Here is a 24,051-nt window from a genome sequence, read left to right as displayed (position 1 = left end):
TATTAATGTCCGTTTCCAGACTTTTAGTCAATTGTTTGACGATGACCTTTTCATTGATTTGCAAACCTGACACAAAATGTTATGGATTCCGTGCAAGGCGCAAAGCCTGCGCCAGTTTTTGCTGGTTGAAAGGCTTACGCAAAAGCTCGACCGGCGGCAGTTGCTGCCCGCTGCGGCGCAGATCCTGGCCACTGATTAACAAGCAGATCAGATGCGGATAATGCTCGCGAGCGTGCTGGATCACCTCTGCCCCGCTCATCGGCCCAGGAAGCATTAAATCGCTGATAACAATTTGAATATCCGGCACATCTTTCAGCAATTGCATGGCCTGCTGGCTGTCGCTGGTTTCCAGCGTCAGATAGCCAAGCTGATGCAATTGCTCGCAGAGCGTCTGGCGCACATCGTGTTCATCTTCCAGCACCAACACTAACGGGTTCTCTTCAGCATTAGCTCCTGCTGGTTCCGGTAATACTTCGCTGACCGCCTGCGCGGGCGCGCGCGGCAATTGTAAACGTACCAACGTTCCCTGCCCTGGCGCACTTTCAATTTCCACTCGTCCACCGGACTGGCGCACAAATCCATACACCATCGACAACCCCAAACCGCTGCCGCTACCCGTCTGTTTGGTGGTGAAAAACGGCTCGAAGACATGGGCTTTTATCTCCGCAGACATCCCCTGCCCGCTGTCGATCACTTCCAGCGCCACCATATCCTGCTTTCCACCGCCCGAACGCACCACACGCTGATTCCAGGTACGAATTTTTATGCTGCCGCTTTGCCCATCCATCGCGTCACGTGCGTTCATCACCAGATTGATAATCGCATTCTCAAGTTGATTGACGTCAATCCAGGCGGGCCAAGCCGGATGCTGGGCTTCAATTTCAAGCGTCAGAGCGGCAGGCAGCGAATGGCGGATCAGCGGGTCGAGGTTTTCCAGCAGATGTTTCATCGACACTGCGTGCGGGTGCAGTGACTGTTTGCGGGAAAACGCCAGTAAGCGCTGGGTCAGTTGTGCGCCACGTTCGGCGGCTTTTAAGGCGCGCTGAATGCGTATGGCATCAGGCGAATCCACAGAGGTCAGTTCCAGACTGCCGATAATCACCGCCAACAAGTTGTTGAAATCATGCGCCAGGCCGCCGGTTAACTGCCCCACCGCTTTCATCTTCTGGCTGTGAACCAGCGCCTCCTCCAGTGCTTTGCGCTCGCTGCGCTCCAGCACCACGTTGACCATGCCGCGCCCCGGCACCGGGCTAAAACGCAGCTCGATAGTGCGATTGTCCGCAAGCCTTAGCTCCTGCGGTTTAGGGAGCGGGCGCGAAAGGTTCTCAACGATATGTTCCTGGAGCGGCGTCACCTGTTTTAGCAGGTTCATATAATGTTGCCCACGCTGGAGATGCTCCGGCGAAAGCCCCAGCAGCAGCGGATACTGCGGGTTCCACACCACCAGGAATCCATCGTTATCAAACAGCGCAAAACCGTCGCGCATGGCGTGGAAGGTGGTTTCCAGTTGCGTGCTTTTTTCTTTCAGCAGTTTCGAGGTGTGTTCCAGCGATGCGGTGTTTCTCGCAAAAACGTTAAACGCTCGCGCCAGTTCGCCCAGTTCATCACGCCGCTGCAACGCAGGCACGCTTACATCGCGCTCGCCCCGCGCCAGCCGCGTCATCGCATGGGAAATCGCCGTCAGGTTCGAGCCGAGGTTGCGGTAAATATACCACCCGGCAAAACCCGTAATCACCAGTGCCAGCAGGGCAAATAGCCCGATAAACGCAATCATTGATTGCAGCTCTTTGTGGCTCTGCTCGGTACGGTTGAGCGACTCCTGCGCCACTTTTTGCACGTACAGGTTGATGTCCTGATTCAAAAACGCGACCAGCGCTTTGATGTGGTACATGTACCAGGAAATCCCGAGATCGCTGTTTTCAAGCTGATCCGCAAGTGGCAGCAATTGCTGCAAATGAGCGGTTAACTCCTGCAATATCCCATCAACCAGCGGTGAATCGGCGTGCTTCGGGAGTTGCGCCATCACGTCCGTAAGCTGCACTACGGTCGCTTTTGGCGATGGCGTTTGAATGGCAATCAGAATCAAGCGGTCCATTTCCGTTAGCAGCCGCGCCTCCGGCAGCGCTAACCCGTCACGGGCATTGATATCCTGAATATGATGCAAGTAACTTTGGTTTTGATACAGCGCACTGAGCAGCGCATTGCGCTCCAGATGGCGACGATGACCAAGCTCCAGCATCCGCGTGACGCTGCTTTCCAGCTCGTTGCTGCGCTCCGTGATGCGTGTAACCAACTCCGGCTCGTGGCTAGCCAGCGGGGCATTAGCCAGATGATTAAGCGAGTTTTGTAGCGCCTGCTGCGTTTGTTGCAAACGCTGCGCTTCACTTTGATATTCCAGCGCACCCACCACTTGCGTGAGACGCACCGCCGCCGTCGCCACATTGGCGGTATCCCGCGCCAGCTCCATGCTGCCGGACATATCACTCAGCGTTTGCCCCTGAACTTGCTCCTGCAAGCGGCTGGCGTGATCAAAACCTAAAATCGCCACGCCGCACACCAGCAAAGTCACCGCTACTACCAGCAGGTTAAAGGACAGCAAACGTCCACGGGCGCTGGTGAGAAAGGGTGTGCGGGGTGTTGGCATGGTTTGGCTCCGGGTTGTAGCCGAATGTATGAAAACAGAATTGCCATATTCTCCAACTGGTGTCTAGTATTCTCCACTCAAAGGCAATCACTGCAATAAAGCATGGAAACCTTAATAGCTCCCTCGACAAGTCGGTAGAATTATTTATTCGAAATTCAAAATTCAATATCCAATAAATAAGCAGCCATTAAATTACTAATTATTTACACTAAAGTAAGGTGCAACATGGCAAATTCAATTTATCTGACACTTAATGGAAAAAATTAGGGGTTAATATCTGTAGGATGTATGTCCCTTGATTCAATTGGAAATAAAGCGCAGATCTCACATCTTGATCAAATTATGGTATATGAGTTAAACCACCGACTAACACGCATTGATAACGTCAATCATCACTGCCTAACCATCAGAAAACCTATTGATAAATCCTCACCATTATTGAGTAAAGCAATTAATGACAATGAAATATTAACTTGTGAATTTCCTGTGTATAGGACCAATCGCTTTGGTATAAATGAGCTGTATTACATTATAAAATTGACCGACGCGCGTATTTGTGACTTACAGCTCCACGTCCCCCATGTAGTTGACGACAGCAAAGGGCTTGCGGAAGAGACAGTTTCATTTGTTTATGAAGCAATTAGTTGGGAACATTGCACCGCAGGAACAAGTTCTTATAGTTTGTGGATGGATCGTGTCCTCTAACAGCATGCGAAGTAATGACTAACTTGTAAAATATTAAATGACGCTAAGACAACTCATTAGCTAAGTAGGATTCAAGATATGTATCAAGGGCAAACAAAATATAATGCTATATCGGAAGGAGGGCTGAGGCGATTAACATTAGGTGAGATTAAATTAGCCTCTACACTTTATGGTTTCAGTATTCACTACAATCAAGTATGGATTCACTTAGAAAGTTACCTACCTTTTAATCTGCAGAACCCAGGACAAGCTATGAGTCCTAACGGTGAAATGTGGTTTAGGCAGGAAAAATATCGGGATGACTTCTCTCTTTCTCATGGGCCAAGTTTTAAGCATCTTTTTCTTCATGAAATGATGCATGTCTGGCAACATCAACGAGGAATGTGGGTAAGAACCAGAGGAGCTTTCTCTTGGGTTGCTGATTACACCTATAGTTTAGACAAGGCTAGATTGCTTGATTATGGGTTAGAACAACAAGCAAGTATTGTGAGTGATTACTGGTTGTTAAAAAATTATGGATTCTTTGGGAACAGTAATCTTTATGCTTACAGAGATTATAATGCTGATGCACCAGAAATAGATCTGTTGGCTATATACGAAAAGGTATTAGGGATCTTTCCTAAATGAAAAACTTATTTTTTTAATTTTTTTATGTACATTATTAACAGGTTGCCCTGGTGGAAATAGAGAAGGGAAAGAAATCGGAGATTATAAACCATTCTACGTAACACGAGGAAATATATGTTTCAGTGTGAATAAAAATGATGTGCTAAGTCGCTATACTTTGTATTCTAATCAAGGTGGGGAAAAAAGACTCGTCGTTAATGATAGAGTTAAACTCTCCTATCCTGATACCTGTATAAATGTAGACCTGAATATGGGCTACCAGTATTCATCAAGTTATAACTTGAATGGTATTAATTATCACTATGATTTTTTTATCGATAATAACGGGAGTGTCACAGGATTAAACCAATGATTAAGAATACCTTAAGCAGCTGATGTGTATCTATATGATGAGAGTAAAATGAAACGATTCATGAAACAGTTCTTTTTTGACTGGATAAAAACCGAAACATTGTATTCATATTTACCGTTGGCCATTATTATTATTTTGTCCTGCACTTTTTACAGATATTTTCCTGAGCATTGGGGGAAGTTAACGTTGTTTTCAATTTTTATTGTCATCGTCGCGGTCTGGAAAATAGCGAAGCATATAGAAAAATAACCTTCCATCTAAAAGTTCTTCACTCATATTTCCAACATTCTCCGAGGCGCAATCAACGTACCGGTATTTGAAGAATGATGGGTATATGACAAATGTGAACAGCCTCTGACATTCTGCATTTACTTTGACGTGTTCAACTGGCAGCAATCGAACCTTCACCCGCAGGAGTCGCACCATGAGTAGCGTTCCCATTCTGGAGATGCGCAATATTGCCAAATCATTTGGCAAGTTCTATGCGTTGAAAGGTGTCGACTTAACGGTGTTCCCCGGCGAAATTCACGCGCTGATGGGGGAAAACGGTGCCGGGAAAAGTACCCTGATGAAGATTCTCGCCGGAGCCTATACCGCCACCAGCGGCGAGATTTTAATTAACGGCGAACCCTACAGCATCAAAGGGCCGAAAGACGCACTCAACGCAGGCATCACGCTGATTTACCAGGAGATGCAGCTTGCGCCGAATCTTACCGTCGCTGAGAACATCTTCCTCGGCAGCGAGCTGTCACGCGGTGGTTTAGTCAAACGCAAAGAGATGGTGATGCAGGCCCAGACGGTTATCGACCGCCTCGGCGCGCAGTTTAAGGCCAGCGATTTGGTTTCGCGCCTGACGATTGCCGAACAGCAGCAGGTGGAGATCGCCCGCGCGCTGCACCGCAACAGCCGCATTTTAGTGATGGACGAACCCACCGCCGCCCTTTCCTCGCGTGAAACGCACCGCCTGTTCGAGCTGATTATGCGGCTGCGCGATGAAGGGATGGCGATTATCTATATCAGCCACCGCATGGCGGAAGTGTACGAGCTTTCCGACCGTGTGAGCGTGCTGCGCGACGGGCAATACGTCGGTAGCCTGACGCGTGAACACCTCAATGCCAACGAACTGGTGCGCATGATGGTGGGCCGCCCGCTAAGCGATCTGTTTAATAAAGAGCGCGATATTCCGCTGGGCAGTGTGCGTCTGAACGTTCACCACCTGACGGACGGCGTAAAAGTCCAGCCGGTCAGTCTACAAGTGAAATCCGGCGAGATAGTCGGCCTTGCGGGGCTAGTCGGTGCCGGGCGTTCTGAACTCGCACAGCTGATTTTTGGCGTGCGCAAATCCACCGGCGGCACGATAGAAATCGACGGCAAGCCCGTCAAAATCCATTCACCACGCGAAGCGATTAGCCACGGGATCGGTTTCCTGACCGAGAACCGCAAAGAGCAGGGTTTGTTCCTCGAACTCGCCGCGCAAGACAACATCACGATGGCGACCCTTGAGCGTGACGCGCACTACGGCTGGCTGGATCGCAAAAAAGCCCAGACCATTTCTGACGATGCCATCAGTTTGCTGAATATTCGCGTGCCACACGCGCAAGTACGGGCTGGCGGGCTGTCTGGCGGCAATCAGCAAAAACTTTTGATTTCACGCTGGGTGGCGATCGGCCCGCGCATTTTGATCCTTGATGAGCCAACGCGCGGGGTAGATGTCGGTGCGAAAAGTGAGATCTACCGGATCATGAGTCAGATGGCAAAACAGGGCGTGGCGATCTTGATGATCTCCAGTGAATTGCCTGAAGTGGTCGGCATGAGCGACCGGGTGTATGTGATGCGTGAAGGCAGTATCGCCGGGGAGTTGCACGCCGCTGATATCACGCAAGAGAAGATTATGACGCTGGCAACCGGCGTTGAAGATGCCCATAAAAAAGGGGTTCACCATGGCTAGCCCAACCACGCCACAACAAGTCGCCAAATCTGCCTCGCTGAAAAAAGCGCTGTTTGGCGATTTGATGCAAACCGTCGGGATTTTGCCGATTTTGATCCTGATCGTCGCCGTTTTCGGTTTTATCACGCCAAACTTTTTTACCGAATCTAATTTGTTGAATATCGCCCGTCAGTCGTCGATCAACATCGTGCTCGCCGCCGGGATGACCTTCATTATTTTAACCGGTGGGATAGATCTTTCCGTTGGCTCCATTCTGGGCACCACGGCTGTGACCGCAATGGTGGTTTCGCTGATGCCGGGTTGGGAATCGCTGTCGATTCCTGCCGCGCTGATGATGGGCACCGGGCTGGGGCTGTTTAACGGCATGTTGGTCGCCTGGGCCGGACTACCGCCGTTTATCGTCACGCTCGGCACTTATACCGCGCTGCGCGGAGCGGCCTATTTGCTGGCCGACGGCACCACGGTGATTAACTCCAATATCAATTTTGAATGGATAGGCAACTCGTATCTTGGGCCGATTCCGTGGCTGGTTGTGATTGCCCTGGCGGTGATTGTGGTCTGCTGGTTCATTCTGCGCCGCACCACGCTTGGCGTTCATATCTACGCGGTCGGCGGCAATATGCAGGCCGCACGCCTGACCGGCATCAAAGTCTGGCTGGTATTGCTGTTCGTATATGGCATGAGCGGTTTGCTTTCCGGGCTAGGCGGCGTGATGAGTGCTTCGCGGCTCTACAGCGCCAACGGCAATCTTGGGATGGGTTATGAGCTGGACGCCATCGCTGCGGTGATTCTTGGCGGCACCAGTTTCGTCGGCGGTATCGGCACGATTACCGGCACGCTGGTCGGCGCGCTGATTATCGCCACGCTCAACAATGGCATGACGCTGATGGGCGTCTCGTATTTCTGGCAACTGGTGATCAAGGGTGCGGTGATCATCATTGCGGTGCTGATCGATAAATACCGTACCCGTCACCATCAAAGTGCATAACAAAACACAACACAACAATAGTCGTAGGTCGGATAAGCGTGAGCGTCATCCGACAAAACCAGACAGGAGATTCACCATGCGTTTAAAACTACTCGCTGCTGCACTCATGATTGCCGCTGTGCCTTTCGTTCAGGCAAAAGAATTGAAATCCATCGGGGTGACGGTGGGCGACCTCGCCAACCCGTTCTTCGTACAGATAACCAAAGGTGCGGAACTTGAAGCCCGCAAACTGGCGGGTGACAACGTGAAAGTGACGCTGGTTTCCAGCGGCTACGATCTCGGCCAACAGGTATCGCAAATTGATAACTTTATTGCCGCGAAAGTGGACATGATCATCCTGAATGCCGCGGATTCTAAAGGGATCGGCCCGGCGGTAAAACGTGCGAAAGACGCCGGGATCGTGGTGGTGGCGGTGGACGTGGCGGCGGAAGGTGCCGATGCAACGATCACCTCGAACAACACCCAGGCGGGTGAGATAGCCTGTAAATACATTGCGGATCGCCTGAAAGAAAAAGGCAACGTGGTGATCATCAACGGGCCGCCGGTTTCTGCGGTGCAAAACCGTGTTGAAGGTTGTGAAACCGAATTTAAAAAACACCCGGGCATTAAGATCCTTTCTTCTAACCAGAACGCCAAAGGCAGTCGTGAAGGAGGACTTGAAGTGATGACCTCATTACTGGCGGCTAATCCGAAGATCGACGGCGTGTTTGCCATCAACGATCCAACCGCGATCGGTGCCGATCTGGCGGCGAAACAAGCTCAACGTAACGAATTCTTTATCGTCGGCGTGGATGGAAGCCCGGATGCGGAAGAAGCGCTGAAACGCGGTGGAAATACGCTGTTTGTCGCAACGCCTGCGCAAGATCCGCAAGTGATGGCGGCGAAAGCGGTGGAGATTGGTTACGACATTCTGCAAGGCAAACCAGCGCCTAAAGAGCCTGTGCTGATCCCGGTGACGATGATCGATAAAAACAATATCGGCACGTATAAGGGCTGGACGGTGAAATAACCGATTTTCCAAACTCGTAGGTGAATAATCCTTCGGGTTATGGAATGCATATTTACCCTAAATAATTCGAGTTGCAGGTAGGCGGCAAGCGAGCTTATCCCCAGGAGCTTACATAAGTAAGTGACTGGGGTAAGTGAGCGTAGCCAACACCCCTGCAACTTGAAGTATGACGGGTAAAAGGAGGGAAAATGAAACGTTCTGAAGTAAACCAAATCCTCTCTCAAACGCGCCATTTCTTTATGCAGCACGATGTCCATTTGCCTCCTTTTGCCTCATTCGACCTGGCGAAATGGCAGCAGGTTGATAAACAAATCTGGCAGGAAGTGATTGATTTAAAACTCGGGTGGGATGTTACCGCATTCGGTGGCAATGATTTTCTCACTCAGGGTCTGACGCTTTTCACGCTGCGTAATGGTTCACCCGATGGCGCGCCGTATGCCAAGTGTTATGCCGAAAAAATAATGCATGTTCGCGACGGCCAAATCACGCCGATGCATTTTCACTGGCGCAAACGCGAGGACATTATCAATCGCGGCGGCGGCAATCTGATTGTCGAATTGTGGAATGCCGATCAGTTTGAACAGGCCGAAGAAAGCGACGTCACCGTAGTGATTGATGGTTGCCGCCAGACGCACGCGGCGGGCAGCCAACTACGTCTCTCACCGGGGGAGAGCATTTGTCTGGTGCCGGGCATTTACCACAGTTTTTGGGGCGAGCCGGGTTATGGCGATGTGCTGGTTGGGGAAGTGTCGATGGTGAATGACGATGACCATGACAACCGTTTTCTCAAGCCGCTCGAGCGCTTTAACGCCATTGTTGAAGACGAACCCGCGCGGCAATTGCTGTGCAACGAATATCGCCAGACCCTTTAATTTCCAGACCTTATTTTCCAACCATATTTTCCAACACCAGGGGAAACTATTATGGCTTTGATATCGCTCGCCGATGGGCTGAAACACGCGCGGGAAAATGGCTACGCGTTAGGCGCGTTTAATGTCCTCGATAGTCATTTTCTGCGCGCGCTTTTTGCTGCGGCAAAGCAGGAAAACTCGCCGTTTATCATCAATATTGCCGAAGTCCATTTTAAGTATGTCTCGCTGGATTCGCTGGTCGAAGCCGTCAAATTCGAAGCGGCTCGCCATGATATTCCGGTGGTGCTGAATCTCGATCACGGCCTGCATTTTGAGGCAGTCGTTCGCGCTTTACGCCTCGGTTTTAGCTCAGTCATGTTCGATGGTTCTACACTTGAATATGAGGAGAATGTTCGGCAGACGCGTGAAGTGGTGAAAATGTGCCACGCGGTGGGTGTTTCGGTTGAAGCGGAGCTGGGTGCCGTCGGCGGTGACGAAGGCGGTGCGCTGTATGGCGAAGCCGACAGCAACAAGTTTACCGATCCCAAAATCGCGCGTGATTTTGTCGACAGAACCGGCATCGACACGCTGGCCGTCGCTATCGGCAATGCGCATGGCAAATACAAGGGCGAACCAAAACTCGATTTCGACCGCCTGGCCGCGATTCGTAGCCAAACCGGTCTCCCGCTGGTGCTACACGGTGGTTCCGGCATCAGCGATGAAGATTTCAGAAAAGCGATAACGCTCGGCATTCACAAAATTAATTTCTACACCGGGATGTCACAGGCAGCGCTGAGTGCCGTCGAGCAGAGAATGAATCAGCGTCATGCCATTTATGACGAATTCGCGGAGTTATTACTGGGTATAGAAGAGGCGATTACGGATGTCGTCGCACAACAGATGCAGATTTTTGGCAGTTCGGGTAAAGCGTAAGGAGTAGGTATGACAGAGCGCAGCGGCATTATCGCCGCCGGAAACATGTTAGTCGATCATGTGCATCAAATTGTGCAGTGGCCGCAGCGCGGTTGGCTCGCGGAAATTGTCCACAGCGAACGCTCCACCGGCGGCGCTCCGCTTAACGTTCTGCTGACACTGGCAAAAATGCATGTCGGCCTGCCGCTCCAGGCCGTGGGTTTAGTCGGTGACGACCACGACGGTGATTACATTATGGCCATGCTCGATCAGTATCATGTGAATCGCCAGCATGTGCACCGCACCACCTTTGCGCCAACGTCGATGTCGCAAGTGATGACCGACCCTGACGGGCAGCGCACGTTTTTCCACTCGCCAGGTGCGAATCGCCTGCTTGATTTACCCGCTTTTGACCGTCTTGAATCGTCGTTCAAAATCTTCCATTTGGGTTATTTATTACTGCTCGATAGCCTCGATATGGAGGATGCGGAATACGGCACGCGCAGCGCCAGATTGCTGGCGATGATGACGCAGCAAGGCTATGAAACCTCGCTGGATTTAGTCTCGCGCCAGGGCGACCCACGTTACCGCCCGATGGTGCTCCCTGCCCTGCGTTGGCTCGATTATCTGGTGATAAACGAGCTGGAAGCCGGTGAGTTTAGCGGGCTGGAAATTCGCCATTTAAACGGAGCGCCGCATATAGAAAATATTGCGCAAGCAGCAACGTTGCTGCTGGAATCGGGCGTGAAGCAAAGAGTTGTCATTCACTGCCCGGAAGGCGCATGGGGGGTGGAAAAAGGAAAAGAAGGTATGTGGGTACCTTCGTTTATGCTCGCCCGGAATGAAATTATCGGCAGCGTCGGCGCGGGTGACGCATTTTGCGCCGGAATATTATATGGCTGCCATGAAAAATGGTCGTTGGCTGACAGCCTGAAATTAGCCCACGCCTGCGCGCGCTCTAATCTTTTATGCGCAAATGCGATAGATGGGGCAAAAACATTAACGGAATTACAGAGTTTTATTAGTGAGCAGAGTTAATATTTATTACGTCATCGACTAATAATGATGGCGTGAATATATTATTTGAGAGAGACGTTCCATAACAATGTAATTTCAATCAATAAATTACATTGTGGATTTCATATTAAATAAATAAAAACTGAGTAAACTATGCGGCGGGTGCTTAGGGCTTTCAGTCCTGAGCATAAGTGAGGGATATTCTTGAACGTTAAGAATAAGAAAGCCCCGGGCAACTTTACGTTAACCTGTGCACTGCACCCATTTAGTTGGACTCTCTTACTGGAGAGCCCCATGTCAAAACGTAAATATCCTTTCGAAATGCGCCTGGCAGTGGTTATGCACTATTCCACTACTGATGAAGGTTACCGTTTAACATCTGCACGTTTTAACATCCCTAGAACACAGGTGAAGATGTGGGTGGCTGCCTATGATGCCTATGGCGAAGAGGGGCTAAGACCCAAATATAAAGGCGTTTCAGTAGACCCTGAGATCCGGGTGGCCGCTATAAAGGACGTGCTGGAAGGGAAGATGTCCTATAATCAGGTCGCTATTAAATATAAGATCGCAGGCCCTGGGGTTATAGCTAAATGGTTGAAAGTTTCGATAAAAATGGATATGACGGCCTCCGATCTCTTCGCGTTGGGAAAAGAAGGGCACTTCATATGATAGAAACCCCTGAAGCGGTTGAGGCTGCAATTGAACGTTCAAAAGTTCAGCGTATCAAGGAACTTGAAAGGAGAGTCAAGTATCTGGAATTAAAGGTTTTGTATCTAAAAAAGCTGAAAGCCTTGGTTCGGTGAGGGAGAAAGTCAAAGTTATTGATGAACTGAGGCAGCACTATCCATTTGATGAACTTCTTGAAATCGCCAGCATTCCTCGAAGTACTTTTTACTATCACCTGAAAGCACTTAAGTTACCGGAAAAATATGCTGAGCTAAAATGCAGAATCAGGGAAATCTACGACGACAATTACGGTCGTTATGGCTATCGCAGAATAACGATGGCTTTAAAAAGAGAAGTTTGTGTAATCAATCATAAAGTTATTCAACGACTTATGAATGTTATGACGCTTAAGGCAGCGATCAGAGTTAAGCGTTACAGTTCATGGCGCGGACAACGCGGTGAAACAGTCGACAATCTCCTTCAACGAAACTTTAAGGCCAGCCGACCTAACGAAAAGTGGGTCACTGATGTCACTGAGTTTGCTGTAAACGGCCGGAAACTCTATCTCTCTCCCATCCTGGATCTCTTCAATAACGAAGTGATTTCCTACAGTATTTCCGAACGACCAACCATGCCGATGATCGATGAAATGCTCCTTAAGGCATTTGCCAGAATGGACGCTGACAGCAATCCTGTTCTTCATTCTGATCAGGGCTGGCAATACCGGCACAGGTGGTATCAGTATCAGTTGCGCGAGTTCGGGGTTTTGCAAAGTATGTCCAGAAAAGGAAAGTGTCTGGATAATGCCTGTGCAGAATGCTTTTTCGGAACGTTAAAATCGGAATGCTTTTACACCCGTAAATTCAATGATGTTGACGAACTGAAGGTTGCCCTCGAGGATTACATTCGTTACTACAACACCCGCCGTATTAGCCTTAAATTCAACGGCCTCAGCCCGCTTGAGTATCGCCTACAGACCTATCCACTACGAATTTATACCAATGACTTTATCAAGGAGGTTGTCTGGAAAACGTTTAGATAAGAGCCAGTTGCATGCTCTGGATTCTTATGTTTCTGGCTAATGAGTTTAAAACACCATCCAGATGCCGTTGCCGAAGCGCCATAGGACACGAGGACGCTCATTTCCGCTATGAGCGATGAGTAGACGTTAGGCCTTAAGAAATATCTTGAACAGCAGCGTTTGGGATATGTATGGATGGAAATTCCTTATTCCCAAGGTGATCCTTGCTCCCAGCTTTCAATAAGCAGGTCAATAAAAGAGCGGATTCGAGGTGATAAGTGTCGTTTACTGGGATAAATCACTCGAATAGGTTCCGGAGGAAAAGGATATTCCTCAAGAACAGGCATCAATCTTCCACTACGCAAATCCTCGCCTAGCAAATAGGTGGGTAAGTGGACGATTCCGAACCCAGAAATAGCCGATGCACGCATGGCTTCAGAACTGTCGAGGTTCAGTCGCCCTGGTCCTTCATGCACAAATGTCCCTTCCGGGGTGGCGAACCGCCAGCTACGTCTTTTCTCTGCACTAAGAAGAAAGATTGTGTCATGTTCGGTTAAATCTGCAGGTGTCTTTGGAATGCCTCGGGAGGATAAATACTCGGGTGATGCGCATGTGACAATTTGCTGCGATGCTATTGTTCGGGTAAGAATTCGCGAATCATCTCGCGGTTCACCTATACGAATTGCAATATCAAAGCCTTCTTCAATAAGGTCTACAAACCTGTCGTTAAAGGACACCTCCGCACGAAGTTCTGGCCACTTTTTTAGATAAACATCCAGAATGGGGAGAATATGTCGCTGCCCAAAAGATAGCGGCGCACTCAGCCGGAGAGTCCCGGTTGGCTTAACTCTGCGCATGGCCATGGTGGCATCCACTTCCTCAAGGTCTTCTAGTATCTGACGGCAACGATCAAACATGACCCTCCCTTCATCGGTAAGACTCAGACTCCGGGTGGTGCGGTTAAGAAGACGAACCCCCATACGCGTTTCGAGCCTGACAATGCTTTTGCCAATGGCAGAACGTGTGAGCCCAAGAGATCCCGCTGCGTGGGTGTAACTCCCGGCTTTTACAGCAGCGACGAACGCTGCGATGTCACCAATACTGTTGATCTCCATGCTTTATTTATCTCATCCAATACGGGCGTTAACGTACCCTAATATGGGAAACACATTCCCCAAATGTTTATCTATTATAGATTCCTGTTCTCTTTTAACGCAAATACAAACAGGGATAACAATGTTGAATCAACAAACCAAACAAGCCGTAAAAGAATGGTCAGAAAGTCTGGCCGGTCTGGGTCCAATCCTTACGGGTGAGGATACCGTAACGCCTATGAGTGAGGTGCGTGACGCCTATACCCGTATGCTGGCTAAAAACCCTGCACCTGCCGGTGTGAGCTTTACTGAGGTCGACATGGGGGGCGTGCCGGGAACACTGGTGACTCCCGACAACCTTGAAACCGATGCCATCGTTATGTACATCCACGGCGGAGCTTATATTGTCGGCGAATCAGCTGGCTATCACGGTATTGGCGGCAACTACGCCAGCATGCTGGGCGCACGGGTTTATATGCCGGATTACCGTCTGGCGCCGGAGTATCCTTTCCCAACGCCCGTTAACGATACCGTTCGTGCGTATGAGTGGTTAATTGAACAGGGCTTTGACGCCAGCAAAATCGTGCTGGCGGGCGAGTCTGCCGGTGGAGCGATGGTGGTCACCGTTATGGTTGCTGCACGCAATAAGGGCTTATCGCTTCCAGCCGGTGGTGTCTCTATCTCACCATGGGCAAACCTTGAACATACTGGCGTATCGATGAACAACAGAGAAGGTCTCGATCCCCTAAACACAAAAGCGGGTCTGGATTTTCTGGCACGCACCTTTCTGGGAGATGCATTATCTAACCATCCAATGGCATCACCCGTGTTTGCCGATGTAACGGGTCTGCCACCTGTGCTCGTTCAGATTGGCGAAAACGAACTCATGCTGAGCGACGCGATGCGTCTGGCAACTCATCTGGGTGATAACCGCGTTCGCGTAAATCTGGAAGTCTGGCCGGGTATGTTCCACGCCTGGCATTTCTTCTCAATGATGCAGCCAGAAGCGGTTCAGGCTCTCGAAAGTTCAGTTGCCTTTATCAAGCAAGCTCTGCGGGATGCATCTAAGTAATTATCAATGATGATTGCTTAAAGAATGGGCGCGTCTAATTGCGCCCATCAGAAGTGAAAATGACGGATTTATAAAAACAACTTTCTTTATCTCCCGATCCTATTTCGCATGCTGCCCAGCGGGGTCTGCAACTATTTTTCTATTAGTCACACCTGCTTTTAGACCGTGGCGTTAGCAATGTCCGCTCCTGGCACACAGCGGACATCAGTATTCAAAAATTTGAAAAAAGATAACTTTCTGTATAGCATTTGCTATACGTGGTCGTTGTGCTATTCTTGTAAAGCAAACGCTATACAGGGGTGTCTTATGAAATCAGATGTTCAACTTAACCTTAGAGCTAAGGAATCGCAGCGGGCGCTCATAGATGCGGCTGCGGAAATCCTCCACAAGTCACGTACAGATTTCATTCTTGAAATGGCCTGTCAGGCTGCCGAGAATGTGATCCTCGATCGCCGGGTATTTAACTTTAACGATGAGCAATATGCGGAGTTCATCGATATGCTTGATGCACCGGTCGCAGATGATCCCATTATCGAAAAACTGCTGGCAAGGAAACCCCAGTGGGACATGTAACAGCACCAGAACCTCTGTCCGCTTTTCATCAAGTGGCTGAGTTCGTCAGCGGTGAGACTGTGCTCGATGACTGGTTAAAGCAGAAAGGCCTTAAAAACCAGGCTCTCGGAGCGGCCAGAACGTTTGTGGTATGTAAGAAAGATACGAAGCAAATAGCCGGCTTTTACTCTCTGGCCACCGGGAGCGTCAATCATACTGAAGTGACAGGGAATCTTCGGCGTAATATGCCAGATCCCATCCCTGTCATCATACTTGCCCGCCTTGCTGTCGATCTCTCATTGCGCGGAAAAGGGCTTGGCGCTGATTTACTTCATGATGCAGTGCTTCGTTGCTATCGGGTTGCCGAGAATATAGGTGTACGTGCAATCATGGTTCATGCGCTCACAGAAGAAGCCAAAAATTTCTACATTCACCATGGTTTCAAACCATCACAAACTCAGCCGCGGACATTGTTCCTCAGACTCCCTCAGTAATGCGAAAGGACCTTATGTTCGGAATTTATGAGCAATAATTAAATGGTGCGCATGCGGTTAGTTCAATAGACATACTTCATGAGAGAAGATGGTGAACGAGTTAATGGCTAGACAAGAATGCACGTGCAGTAGGAATGCTGTGGAATGGATAATACGGCTGCGAAATTGATTATTTAGCTTTATAGGGAACAAAAAAGAGCCCATGTATTAAATGGACTCTTTCTCTGATGCCTCGGTTAATCTGTCCAACTTTTTGGGGTCAGTACAACCCGAGGCTGATCCTCAACCCTGAACAAGTTGAGGTTAGCCTCTTACTCGCCGCAAGGCAAGGAGTAAAAAGGCATGAAGCCTACAAGAACTGTTGTCATATGTTTATTAATTGTTTGCTTAACATTAATAGCAATTACCTTATTAACACGCCGTAATTTATGCGAAGTGAAAATAAGGAATGATAAACAGGAGGTAGCGGCCAGGCTGGCCTGCTCCGAATAGTAAAGCTATCCGGGCGGGGTTCGCCCCGCCCAACTTGTGAAGGAATGAAGGGAGTAGTCTTAAGCACCCATTTATTATATATAATTCAAGCCGCACTATTCTCCGCCTGAATAACATCAGCCGAAAATACATATCCCACACCGCGAATAGTTCTGATTAATGCTGGCTGATGTGGGTTCGGTTCTATTTTTTTACGCAGGCGCATAATCAGCACATCTATCGTTCTGTCGAACACTTCCAGGCTTTCGCTGTGGGTCAGTTCCAGTAATCTCTCACGCGATAACACTTTGCGGGCGTTTTGTACCAGGGCCAGCAGCAGGCCATATTCGCCCTGGGTGAGATCAACTTGTTCATGCGCACAATTGAATAGCTGGCAACGCCCGGTATCGAGTCGCCAGCCGTTGAAATGTACGCCGTTGGTTTTGGTTGTCGGGGTTTCAATCGCTAATGCGCCGGAACGCCGCAGCACCGCTTTCACTCGCGCCACTACCACTCGCGGGTTAAATGGTTTGCCGATGTAATCATCCGCGCCCATTTCAAGGCCGACCACCACGTCAGATTCGCTACCCAACCCAGTGAGCATCACCACCGGCAAATCTGGCCGTTGGCGCTGAATCTGTTGCAGCACCAGCAGTCCATTAATATCCGGCAAAATCATATCCAGCAGCACCAGCGCAATTTCTGGAAACTGCGCGATGGCTGTCAGCGCATCATTTCCTGTGTGGCAGACCCGCACCTCAAAAACGTGTTCGTTTAGCACGTCTCGTAGTACGTCACAGATTGCCAGATCGTCATCCACCAGCAAAATTGCAGGTTTCATGGTTGTACTCCGCGATGGATGCATTAGGAAATTATAAGTGTGGGTGATTGTTGATGGAGTACCGCATAAATCCCAATAGACCGTGCCGAATTTTCAACCAGTGTCACAAACCTCGTGGTGGTCGACACGTCACTTTTGACGATGTCCTGTTTTTCGTCAGGGTTTTGCTGCTTTTATCACCGTAAGATGCCTGTAATTCCCACTCTTTCTATGTGGCATAGATAATGCATAGAGAGCTGCAAGGTAAGTAATATTGACTGGAGCAACACTGATGAAAAAAGTCGTCACGGTTTGCCCCTATTGTGCCTCGGGTTGCAAAATCAACCTCGTGGTCGATAACGGCAAAGTCGTCAAGGCGGAAGCGGCTCAGGGTAAAACTAACCAGGGCGATTTATGCCTGAAGGGTTACTACGGCTGGGATTTTATTAACGATACTAAAATCCTCACTCCGCGCCTGAAATCTCCGATGATTCGTCGCCAGAAAGGCGGCAAACTCGAAAACGTTTCCTGGGATGAAGCGCTGAACTACGTCAGCACCCGTCTGAGTGAAATCAAAGCGAAACACGGCTCCGATGCCATCATGACCACCGGTTCTTCCCGTGGGACAGGCAACGAAACTAACTATGTAATGCAGAAATTTGCGCGCGCCGTTATTGGTACTAATAACGTCGATTGCTGCGCACGCGTCTGACACGGCCCATCGGTTGCAGGTCTGCACCAATCGGTCGGTAACGGCGCTATGAGCAACTCAATCGTCGAGATTGAGGATACCGATTTAGTGTTTGTGTTCGGGTATAACCCGGCAGATTCACACCCTATCGTTGCTAACCGCGTGATTCGCGCAAAGCAAAAAGGGGCGCAAATCATTGTTGTCGATCCGCGTAAAATTGAAACCGCGCGCATCGCTGATATGCATTTGCAGTTAAGAAATGGTTCTAACATCGCCCTGCTTAACGCAATTGGGCATGTGATTATCGAAGAAAACCTGTACGACCAGTCATTCGTGGCCGAACGTACCGAAGGTTTCGACGAGTATCGCAAAATTGTTGCTGGCTACACGCCTGAATCTGTTGAAGAAATTACTGGCGTTACTGCGGCGGAAATTCGCAGCGCTGCACGCATGTATGCGAAGGCGAAAACCGCCACGATTCTGTGGGGCATGGGCGTGACCCAGTTCTATCAGGGCGTGGAAACTGTTCGCTCGCTGACAAGCCTTGCGCTGATGACTGGCAACCTGGGTAAACCGAACGTCGGTGTTAACCCGGTTCGTGGTCAAAACAACGTTCAGGGCGCCTGCGATATGGGCGCACTGCCGGATACTTATCCTGGCTATCAGTACGTTAAAGATGATTTCAGCCGCGAGAAATTCGCGAAAGCATGGGGCGTGCCATCGCTGCCTGCTCACACTGGCTATCGCATTAGCGAACTGCCGCACCGTGTGGCACATGGCGAAGTGTATGCGGCGTACATCATGGGCGAAGATCCGCTTCAAACCGATGCGGAGCTTTCAGCTGTTCGCAAAGCATTTGAAGAACTCGAGCTGGTGATTGTACAAGACATCTTCATGACCAAAACCGCGGCTGCCGCCGATGTGATTTTGCCGTCCACTTCGTGGGGCGAACATGAAGGCGTTTATACCGCCGCTGACCGTGGTTTCCAGCGCTTCTTTAAAGCGGTAGAACCGAAGTGGGACTTGAAAACGGACTGGCAGATTATCAGTGAAATCGCCACTCGTATGGGCTACCCGATGCACTACAACAACACCCAGGAAATTTGGGATGAGTTGCGTGGTCTGTGCCCTGATTTCTACGGTGCCACTTACGAGAAAATGGGCGAGCTGGGTTATATCCAGTGGCCTTGCCGCGATGTTGCTGAAAGCGACCAGGGTACGTCGTTCTTGTACGACGGTAAGTTCGACCGTGCAAACGGCCTTGGCGAGTTCTTTACCTGCGACTGGGCGCCGCCAATCGACAAAGTCACCGAAGAGTACCCGATGGTACTTTCCACGGTGCGTGAAGTCGGCCATTACTCTTGCCGTTCGATGACCGGCAACTGTGCGGCATTGGCAGCTCTGGCAGATGAACCAGGCTATGCGCAAATCCACACCGACGATGCCGCGCGTTTGGGTATCGAAGATGAAGCGCTGGTGTGGGTCAATTCACGCAAAGGCCGAGTTATCACACGGGCGAATGTGAGCGAGCGTCCTAATAAAGGTGCCGTTTACATGACGTATCAGTGGTGGATTGGCGCGTGTAACGAGCTGGTGACTGAAAACCTCAGCCCGATTACCAAAACGCCGGAGTATAAATACTGCGCCGTGCGCGTCGAGCCCATCGCCGATCAGAAAGCTGCCGAACAGTATGTGATTGACGAATACAGCAAGTTAAAAGCCAGTTTGCGCGAAAGCGCGGCGGGTTAATAATCCCCAGGAAACACTCGAAAGCTGCCTGCCTGGCAGCTTTTTTTTTGCTTTTCTCCCCTCTCTGCACGGGATGCATTGATTAAATTTTCAACCATTTAATTAATGCGTGATCTGTCGCCCAAATAATAAACAAAGCTTCCCAGGCACTCTGCGATTAACGTTTATGTGACATATTATTAACATCCTAAAAGGAGAAAAAAAGCATGAGCCAAATACATAAACACGCCATTCCCGCAAATATTGCGGACAACTGCCTGATAAATCCGGAGCAATACCAATCCATGTACCAACATTCGGTACATGACCCAGACGCATTTTGGGGCGAACAAGGGAAGATCCTCGATTGGATCAAGCCTTATCAGAAGGTGAAAAATACCTCTTTCGCACCGGGAAACGTCTCAATCAAATGGTATGAAGACGGCACGCTAAACCTGGCCGCCAACTGCCTGGACAGACACCTGAAAGAACGCGGCGATCAGACTGCGATCATCTGGGAAGGCGATGACGCAACCCAAAGTAAAACTATTACCTACCGTGAACTGCATCGTGAAGTGTGCCGTTTCGCCAATACTCTGGTGGAACTGGGCATCAAGAAAGGCGATGTGGTGGCGATTTATATGCCGATGGTGCCGGAAGCGGCCGTTGCGATGCTGGCCTGCGCGCGCATTGGCGCGGTGCATTCCGTGATATTCGGTGGCTTCTCACCGGAAGCGGTCGCCGGGCGCATCATCGATTCCAGCTCTAAACTGGTGATTACCGCTGACGAAGGTATTCGTGCCGGGCGCTCCATTCCGCTGAAGAAAAACGTCGATGACGCGCTGAAAAACCCAGGCGTCAAAACTGTCGAACACGTTGTCGTGCTTAAACGTACCGGCGGTAATATCGAATGGCACGAAGGCCGTGACCTGTGGTGGAACGAACTGGTTGAGAAAGCCAGTGCTCACCACCAGCCAGTCGAAGTAAACGCCGAAGATCCGCTGTTTATCCTTTACACCTCCGGTTCAACCGGCAAGCCAAAAGGCGTGCTGCACACCACCGGCGGGTATCTGGTTTATGCCGCAACCACCTTTAAATATGTCTTTGATTACCATCCGGGCGACGTGTACTGGTGCACCGCCGACGTGGGTTGGGTCACCGGACACAGCTATCTGCTCTATGGCCCGCTGGCGTGTGGTGCGATCACCCTGATGTTCGAGGGCGTGCCAAACTGGCCTGCACCAAACCGCATGGCACAAGTCGTTGATAAGCATAAGGTGAATATTCTCTACACCGCACCAACCGCGATTCGTGCGCTGATGGCCGAAGGTGATAAAGCCGTTGAAAACACCGACCGTTCGTCGCTGCGCATTTTGGGTTCGGTAGGCGAACCTATCAACCCGGAAGCGTGGGAATGGTACTGGAAGAAAATCGGTAACGAGAAATGCCCGGTGGTGGACACCTGGTGGCAGACCGAAACCGGCGGTTTCATGATCACCCCGATTCCAGGCGCGACCGAGCTGAAAGCTGGTTCTGCCACGCGTCCGTTCTTCGGCGTGCAGCCTGCACTGGTGGATAACGAAGGTAATCCGCAACAAGGGGCGACCGAAGGTAACCTGGTGATCACCGATTCATGGCCGGGCCAGGCGCGCACGCTGTTTGGCGACCACGAACGTTTTGAGCAGACCTATTTCTCGACCTTCAAAAATATGTATTTCAGCGGTGACGGCGCACGCCGTGACGAAGACGGTTACTACTGGATTACCGGACGTGTGGATGACGTGCTGAACGTGTCCGGCCACCGTCTGGGTACCGCAGAAATCGAGTCGGCACTGGTGTCTCACCCGAAAGTCGCCGAAGCGGCTGTGGTCGGCATTCCGCATAACATTAAAGGCCAGGCGATTTACGCATACGTGACGCTCAATCACGGCGAAGAGCCGACGCCTGAGCTGTATACCGAAGTGCGCAATTGGGTGCGTAAAGAGATTGGCCCGCTTGCCACGCCGGATATTTTGCACTGGACAGATTCACTACCGAAAACCCGCTCCGGCAAAATTATGCGTCGCATTTTGCGCAAAATTGCCGCCGGGGATACCAGTAACTTTGGTGATACTTCAACGCTTGCCGATCCGGGCGTTGTTGAGAAGTTACTGGAAGAAAAACAATCAATTACCATGCCTTAATCTTTTCCCCCTCTCCCTCAGGGAGAGGGCTGGGTGAGGGTTGTTTCATGGTGATATGCCCTCATCCCAACCTTCTCCCTCAGGAGAAGGAGCCAAAAAAATAAAACCACCCCCTTACCTCTGGAGAGATCTGTGATGAGTGATCAACTTTATCAGCGGATAGAAGACAGTGCGCATTTCAGGGAGTTAGTCGCTAAACGGCAACGGTTTGCCACCATTTTGTCCATCATCATGCTGGTGATTTATATCAGCTTTATCCTGCTCATTGCCTTTGCTCCCGGCTGGTTGGGTACGCCTTTGCACGAAGGCACCACCGTCACACGCGGCATTCCGATTGGCGTCGGCGTGATTCTGATTTCATTCTTCCTCACGGGCGTTTATGTCTGGCGGGCGAACGGTGAATTTGACCGTCTGAATAACGCTGTGCTGCGCGAGGTGAAGGTATCATGAAACGTCTTCTCGGCCTTGCTGCCGCACCGCTGTTAAGCCTGCCAGCCTCTGCGTTTGCCGCGGATGCCATTACGGGGGCTGTGCAGCGCCAGCCTACCAACTGGCAGGCGATTATCATGTTTATTGTGTTCGTCGCGTTCACCCTGGGCATCACTTATTGGGCCTCGAAACGCACCCGTACCCGTAGCGATTATTACACTGCGGGCGGCAATATTACCGGCTTTCAGAATGGCCTGGCGATTGCGGGCGACTATATGTCTGCCGCATCGTTCCTCGGTATTTCGGCGCTGGTGTTTACCTCCGGCTATGACGGCCTGATTTACTCCCTGGGCTTTTTGGTCGGCTGGCCGATTATCCTGTTCCTGATTGCCGAACGCTTACGAAACCTCGGCAAATACACCTTTGCCGACGTCGCTTCTTATCGCTTAAAACAAGGGCCAATCCGTATTCTTTCAGCCTGCGGTTCTCTGGTGGTTGTCGCCCTGTATCTGATTGCTCAGATGGTTGGCGCAGGCAAACTTATCGAGCTGCTGTTTGGCCTGAACTACCACGTCGCGGTGGTGCTGGTCGGCGTGTTGATGGTGATGTACGTCCTGTTCGGCGGCATGTTAGCCACCACCTGGGTACAAATCATTAAAGCCGTATTGCTGCTGTTCGGCGCAAGTTTCATGGCCTTTATGGTGATGAAACACGTCGGCTTTAGCTTCAACAATTTGTTCGCCGAAGCGATTGCCGTGCACCCGAAAGGGGTGGCAATCATGAGTCCGGGCGGGCTGGTGAAAGACCCGATATCGGCGCTGTCGCTGGGATTAGGTTTGATGTTTGGTACCGCGGGCTTGCCGCACATTCTGATGCGTTTCTTCACGGTCAGCGATGCTCGCGAAGCGCGTAAAAGCGTGCTCTACGCTACCGGTTTCATGGGTTATTTCTACATCCTGACCTTTATCATCGGCTTTGGTGCCATCATGTTGGTCGGTGCAAACCCCGCCTTTAAAGATGCCGCAGGGGCGTTGATTGGCGGCAACAACATGGCGGCGGTTCACCTCGCGGATGCGGTAGGCGGCAGCTTGTTCTTAGGCTTTATCTCGGCAGTTGCCTTTGCCACCATCCTTGCGGTGGTTGCCGGTTTAACGTTGGCGGGTGCGTCTGCGGTTTCGCACGACCTTTACGCCAACGTGTTCCGCAAAGGGGCTTCTGAACGTGACGAGCTGAGAGTGTCCAAAATCACCGTTCTGGTGCTGGGCGTGGTGGCTATCTTGCTGGGGATTTTGTTCGAGAAACAAAACATCGCCTTCATGGTCGGCCTGGCGTTCTCGATTGCGGCGAGCTGTAACTTCCCAATTATTCTGCTCTCGATGTACTGGTCGAAACTGACCACGCGTGGCGCGATGATTGGCGGCTGGCTTGGCTTGCTGACAGCGGTGATCCTGATGATCCTCGGCCCAACGGTTTGGGTGCAGGTTCTGGGCCACGCAACGGCAATCTTCCCGTACGAATACCCGGCACTGTTCTCGATTCTGGTGGCGTTCGTCGGTATTTGGGTATTCTCAGCGACTGATAACAGCCCGGAAGGCAATCTCGAACGTGAGAAATTCCGTGCACAGTTCATCCGTTCCCAGACCGGGATCGGCATTGAACAAGGTCGTGCGCATTAATTAGCATTAACTCTCCCCGGTTCGTTCGAGCCGGGGATCACATTTTCGCCTTTCCAGCATTTCAATCCCGCTCCAGAGGGCTACAGTAGCTCATAAATGAA

20 protein-coding genes and 1 pseudogene are annotated in these 24,051 nt (G+C 50.5%); 18 read left to right on the top strand and 3 right to left on the bottom strand.

Annotated elements, in window-relative coordinates; all coding sequences use genetic code 11:
- Positions 1-79: 79 nt before the first annotated feature.
- Positions 80-2,644 carry an ATP-binding protein gene (locus GBAG_RS00975; protein WP_034492523.1) on the bottom strand — a complete coding sequence of 855 codons (2,565 nt, stop codon included), beginning with the start codon at positions 2,642-2,644 and terminating at the stop codon, positions 80-82.
- Positions 2,645-2,917: 273 nt separating this feature from the next.
- Between GBAG_RS00975 and GBAG_RS00970 the strand changes: the two genes are divergently transcribed.
- The 10 genes and pseudogenes from GBAG_RS00970 (at position 2,918) to GBAG_RS22465 (ending at position 12,761) form a co-directional block, all read left to right on the top strand.
- Positions 2,918-3,349, top strand: coding sequence for an Hcp family type VI secretion system effector (locus GBAG_RS00970; protein WP_246864843.1), 432 nt, complete (start codon positions 2,918-2,920; stop codon positions 3,347-3,349).
- Between the two features lie 78 nt (positions 3,350-3,427).
- Complete coding sequence (locus GBAG_RS00965) at positions 3,428-3,976, top strand: hypothetical protein (protein WP_034492520.1); 549 nt, start codon at positions 3,428-3,430, stop codon at positions 3,974-3,976.
- A 7-nt stretch (positions 3,977-3,983) separates the two neighbouring features.
- Positions 3,984-4,328, top strand: a complete 345-nt coding sequence (locus GBAG_RS23200; RefSeq protein ID WP_072011122.1) for a putative T6SS immunity periplasmic lipoprotein — start codon at positions 3,984-3,986, stop codon at positions 4,326-4,328.
- A gap of 424 nt (positions 4,329-4,752) precedes the next feature.
- The gene (locus GBAG_RS00955; protein ID WP_034492516.1) at positions 4,753-6,276 is read left to right on the top strand and encodes a sugar ABC transporter ATP-binding protein; all 1,524 of its coding nucleotides are present in this window, start codon (positions 4,753-4,755) and stop codon (positions 6,274-6,276) included.
- Positions 6,269-7,264, top strand: a complete 996-nt coding sequence (locus GBAG_RS00950) for an ABC transporter permease subunit (protein WP_034492514.1) — start codon at positions 6,269-6,271, stop codon at positions 7,262-7,264. The genes GBAG_RS00955 and GBAG_RS00950 overlap by 8 nt, the downstream gene beginning before the upstream one ends.
- A 76-nt stretch (positions 7,265-7,340) precedes the next feature.
- Positions 7,341-8,273, top strand: a complete 933-nt coding sequence (locus GBAG_RS00945; RefSeq protein ID WP_034492512.1) for an ABC transporter substrate-binding protein — start codon at positions 7,341-7,343, stop codon at positions 8,271-8,273.
- A gap of 188 nt (positions 8,274-8,461) precedes the next feature.
- A complete protein-coding gene (locus tag GBAG_RS00940; protein ID WP_034492509.1) occupies positions 8,462-9,145 on the top strand; it encodes a D-lyxose/D-mannose isomerase in 684 nt (227 codons plus the stop codon).
- A gap of 51 nt (positions 9,146-9,196) precedes the next feature.
- Positions 9,197-10,057, top strand: a complete 861-nt coding sequence (locus GBAG_RS00935; RefSeq protein ID WP_034492507.1) for a ketose 1,6-bisphosphate aldolase — start codon at positions 9,197-9,199, stop codon at positions 10,055-10,057.
- 9 nt (positions 10,058-10,066) lie between these two features.
- Entirely contained in the window at positions 10,067-11,074 is a 1,008-nt protein-coding gene (locus tag GBAG_RS00930) for a carbohydrate kinase family protein (protein ID WP_034492505.1), read from the top strand.
- 273 nt (positions 11,075-11,347) lie between these two features.
- A pseudogene (locus GBAG_RS22465) lies at positions 11,348-12,761 on the top strand (IS3 family transposase).
- A gap of 185 nt (positions 12,762-12,946) precedes the next feature.
- On the opposite strand, the gene GBAG_RS00915 reads toward GBAG_RS22465, so the two are convergent.
- Positions 12,947-13,855, bottom strand: a complete 909-nt coding sequence (locus GBAG_RS00915) for a LysR family transcriptional regulator (RefSeq protein WP_034492501.1) — start codon at positions 13,853-13,855, stop codon at positions 12,947-12,949.
- Positions 13,856-13,976: 121 nt separating this feature from the next.
- On the opposite strand from GBAG_RS00915, the gene GBAG_RS00910 reads away from it, so the two are divergent.
- The 4 genes from GBAG_RS00910 (at position 13,977) to GBAG_RS23155 (ending at position 16,444) form a co-directional block, all read left to right on the top strand.
- Entirely contained in the window at positions 13,977-14,906 is a 930-nt protein-coding gene (locus GBAG_RS00910) for an alpha/beta hydrolase (protein ID WP_034492499.1), read from the top strand.
- 306 nt (positions 14,907-15,212) lie between these two features.
- A complete protein-coding gene (locus GBAG_RS00905; protein ID WP_032611697.1) occupies positions 15,213-15,479 on the top strand; it encodes a type II toxin-antitoxin system TacA family antitoxin in 267 nt (88 codons plus the stop codon).
- Positions 15,467-15,952, top strand: coding sequence for a GNAT family N-acetyltransferase (locus tag GBAG_RS00900; RefSeq protein WP_034492494.1), 486 nt, complete (start codon positions 15,467-15,469; stop codon positions 15,950-15,952). Before GBAG_RS00905 ends, GBAG_RS00900 begins: the two co-directional genes overlap by 13 nt.
- Positions 15,953-16,294: 342 nt before the next feature.
- A complete protein-coding gene (locus GBAG_RS23155; RefSeq protein ID WP_072011121.1) occupies positions 16,295-16,444 on the top strand; it encodes a Hok/Gef family protein in 150 nt (49 codons plus the stop codon).
- A gap of 85 nt (positions 16,445-16,529) precedes the next feature.
- On the opposite strand, the gene GBAG_RS00895 is transcribed toward GBAG_RS23155, so the two are convergent.
- Entirely contained in the window at positions 16,530-17,264 is a 735-nt protein-coding gene (locus GBAG_RS00895) for a response regulator (protein ID WP_034492491.1), read from the bottom strand.
- 271 nt (positions 17,265-17,535) lie between these two features.
- Between GBAG_RS00895 and fdhF the strand changes: the two genes are divergently transcribed.
- The 4 genes from fdhF (at position 17,536) to actP (ending at position 23,950) form a co-directional block, all read left to right on the top strand.
- On the top strand, positions 17,536-19,683 hold the full coding sequence (gene fdhF / locus GBAG_RS00885; RefSeq protein WP_081908361.1) for a formate dehydrogenase subunit alpha: 2,148 nt from the start codon (positions 17,536-17,538) through the stop codon (positions 19,681-19,683).
- A gap of 206 nt (positions 19,684-19,889) precedes the next feature.
- Positions 19,890-21,845, top strand: a complete 1,956-nt coding sequence (gene acs / locus GBAG_RS00880; protein ID WP_034492484.1) for an acetate--CoA ligase — start codon at positions 19,890-19,892, stop codon at positions 21,843-21,845.
- A 135-nt stretch (positions 21,846-21,980) separates the two neighbouring features.
- The gene (locus GBAG_RS00875) at positions 21,981-22,295 is read left to right on the top strand and encodes a DUF485 domain-containing protein (RefSeq protein WP_034492482.1); all 315 of its coding nucleotides are present in this window, start codon (positions 21,981-21,983) and stop codon (positions 22,293-22,295) included.
- Positions 22,292-23,950, top strand: a complete 1,659-nt coding sequence (actP, locus tag GBAG_RS00870) for a cation/acetate symporter ActP (protein ID WP_034492480.1) — start codon at positions 22,292-22,294, stop codon at positions 23,948-23,950. Before GBAG_RS00875 ends, actP begins: the two co-directional genes overlap by 4 nt.
- Positions 23,951-24,051 lie beyond the last annotated feature (101 nt).

This window comes from Buttiauxella agrestis ATCC 33320 (genome assembly GCF_000735355.1).
Classification (GTDB): domain Bacteria; phylum Pseudomonadota; class Gammaproteobacteria; order Enterobacterales; family Enterobacteriaceae; genus Buttiauxella; species Buttiauxella agrestis.
The sequence above is the reverse complement of the archived record's forward strand: the minus strand, read 5'-3'. Positions and strand labels throughout refer to the sequence as shown.

What these genes read in the sequence shown, in the direction of transcription:
- GBAG_RS00975 (WP_034492523.1), bottom strand. Translation starts at nt 2,644, where the DNA reads ATGCCAACACCCCGCACACCCTTTCTCACCAGCGCCCGTGGACGTTTG.
- GBAG_RS00965 (WP_034492520.1), top strand. Translation starts at nt 3,428, where the DNA reads ATGTATCAAGGGCAAACAAAATATAATGCTATATCGGAAGGAGGGCTG.
- GBAG_RS00955 (WP_034492516.1), top strand. Translation starts at nt 4,753, where the DNA reads ATGAGTAGCGTTCCCATTCTGGAGATGCGCAATATTGCCAAATCATTT.
- GBAG_RS00950 (WP_034492514.1), top strand. Translation starts at nt 6,269, where the DNA reads ATGGCTAGCCCAACCACGCCACAACAAGTCGCCAAATCTGCCTCGCTG.
- GBAG_RS00945 (WP_034492512.1), top strand. Translation starts at nt 7,341, where the DNA reads ATGCGTTTAAAACTACTCGCTGCTGCACTCATGATTGCCGCTGTGCCT.
- GBAG_RS00940 (WP_034492509.1), top strand. Translation starts at nt 8,462, where the DNA reads ATGAAACGTTCTGAAGTAAACCAAATCCTCTCTCAAACGCGCCATTTC.
- GBAG_RS00935 (WP_034492507.1), top strand. Translation starts at nt 9,197, where the DNA reads ATGGCTTTGATATCGCTCGCCGATGGGCTGAAACACGCGCGGGAAAAT.
- GBAG_RS00930 (WP_034492505.1), top strand. Translation starts at nt 10,067, where the DNA reads ATGACAGAGCGCAGCGGCATTATCGCCGCCGGAAACATGTTAGTCGAT.
- GBAG_RS00915 (WP_034492501.1), bottom strand. Translation starts at nt 13,855, where the DNA reads ATGGAGATCAACAGTATTGGTGACATCGCAGCGTTCGTCGCTGCTGTA.
- GBAG_RS00910 (WP_034492499.1), top strand. Translation starts at nt 13,977, where the DNA reads ATGTTGAATCAACAAACCAAACAAGCCGTAAAAGAATGGTCAGAAAGT.
- GBAG_RS00905 (WP_032611697.1), top strand. Translation starts at nt 15,213, where the DNA reads ATGAAATCAGATGTTCAACTTAACCTTAGAGCTAAGGAATCGCAGCGG.
- GBAG_RS23155 (WP_072011121.1), top strand. Translation starts at nt 16,295, where the DNA reads ATGAAGCCTACAAGAACTGTTGTCATATGTTTATTAATTGTTTGCTTA.
- GBAG_RS00895 (WP_034492491.1), bottom strand. Translation starts at nt 17,264, where the DNA reads ATGAAACCTGCAATTTTGCTGGTGGATGACGATCTGGCAATCTGTGAC.
- acs (WP_034492484.1), top strand. Translation starts at nt 19,890, where the DNA reads ATGAGCCAAATACATAAACACGCCATTCCCGCAAATATTGCGGACAAC.
- GBAG_RS00875 (WP_034492482.1), top strand. Translation starts at nt 21,981, where the DNA reads ATGAGTGATCAACTTTATCAGCGGATAGAAGACAGTGCGCATTTCAGG.
- actP (WP_034492480.1), top strand. Translation starts at nt 22,292, where the DNA reads ATGAAACGTCTTCTCGGCCTTGCTGCCGCACCGCTGTTAAGCCTGCCA.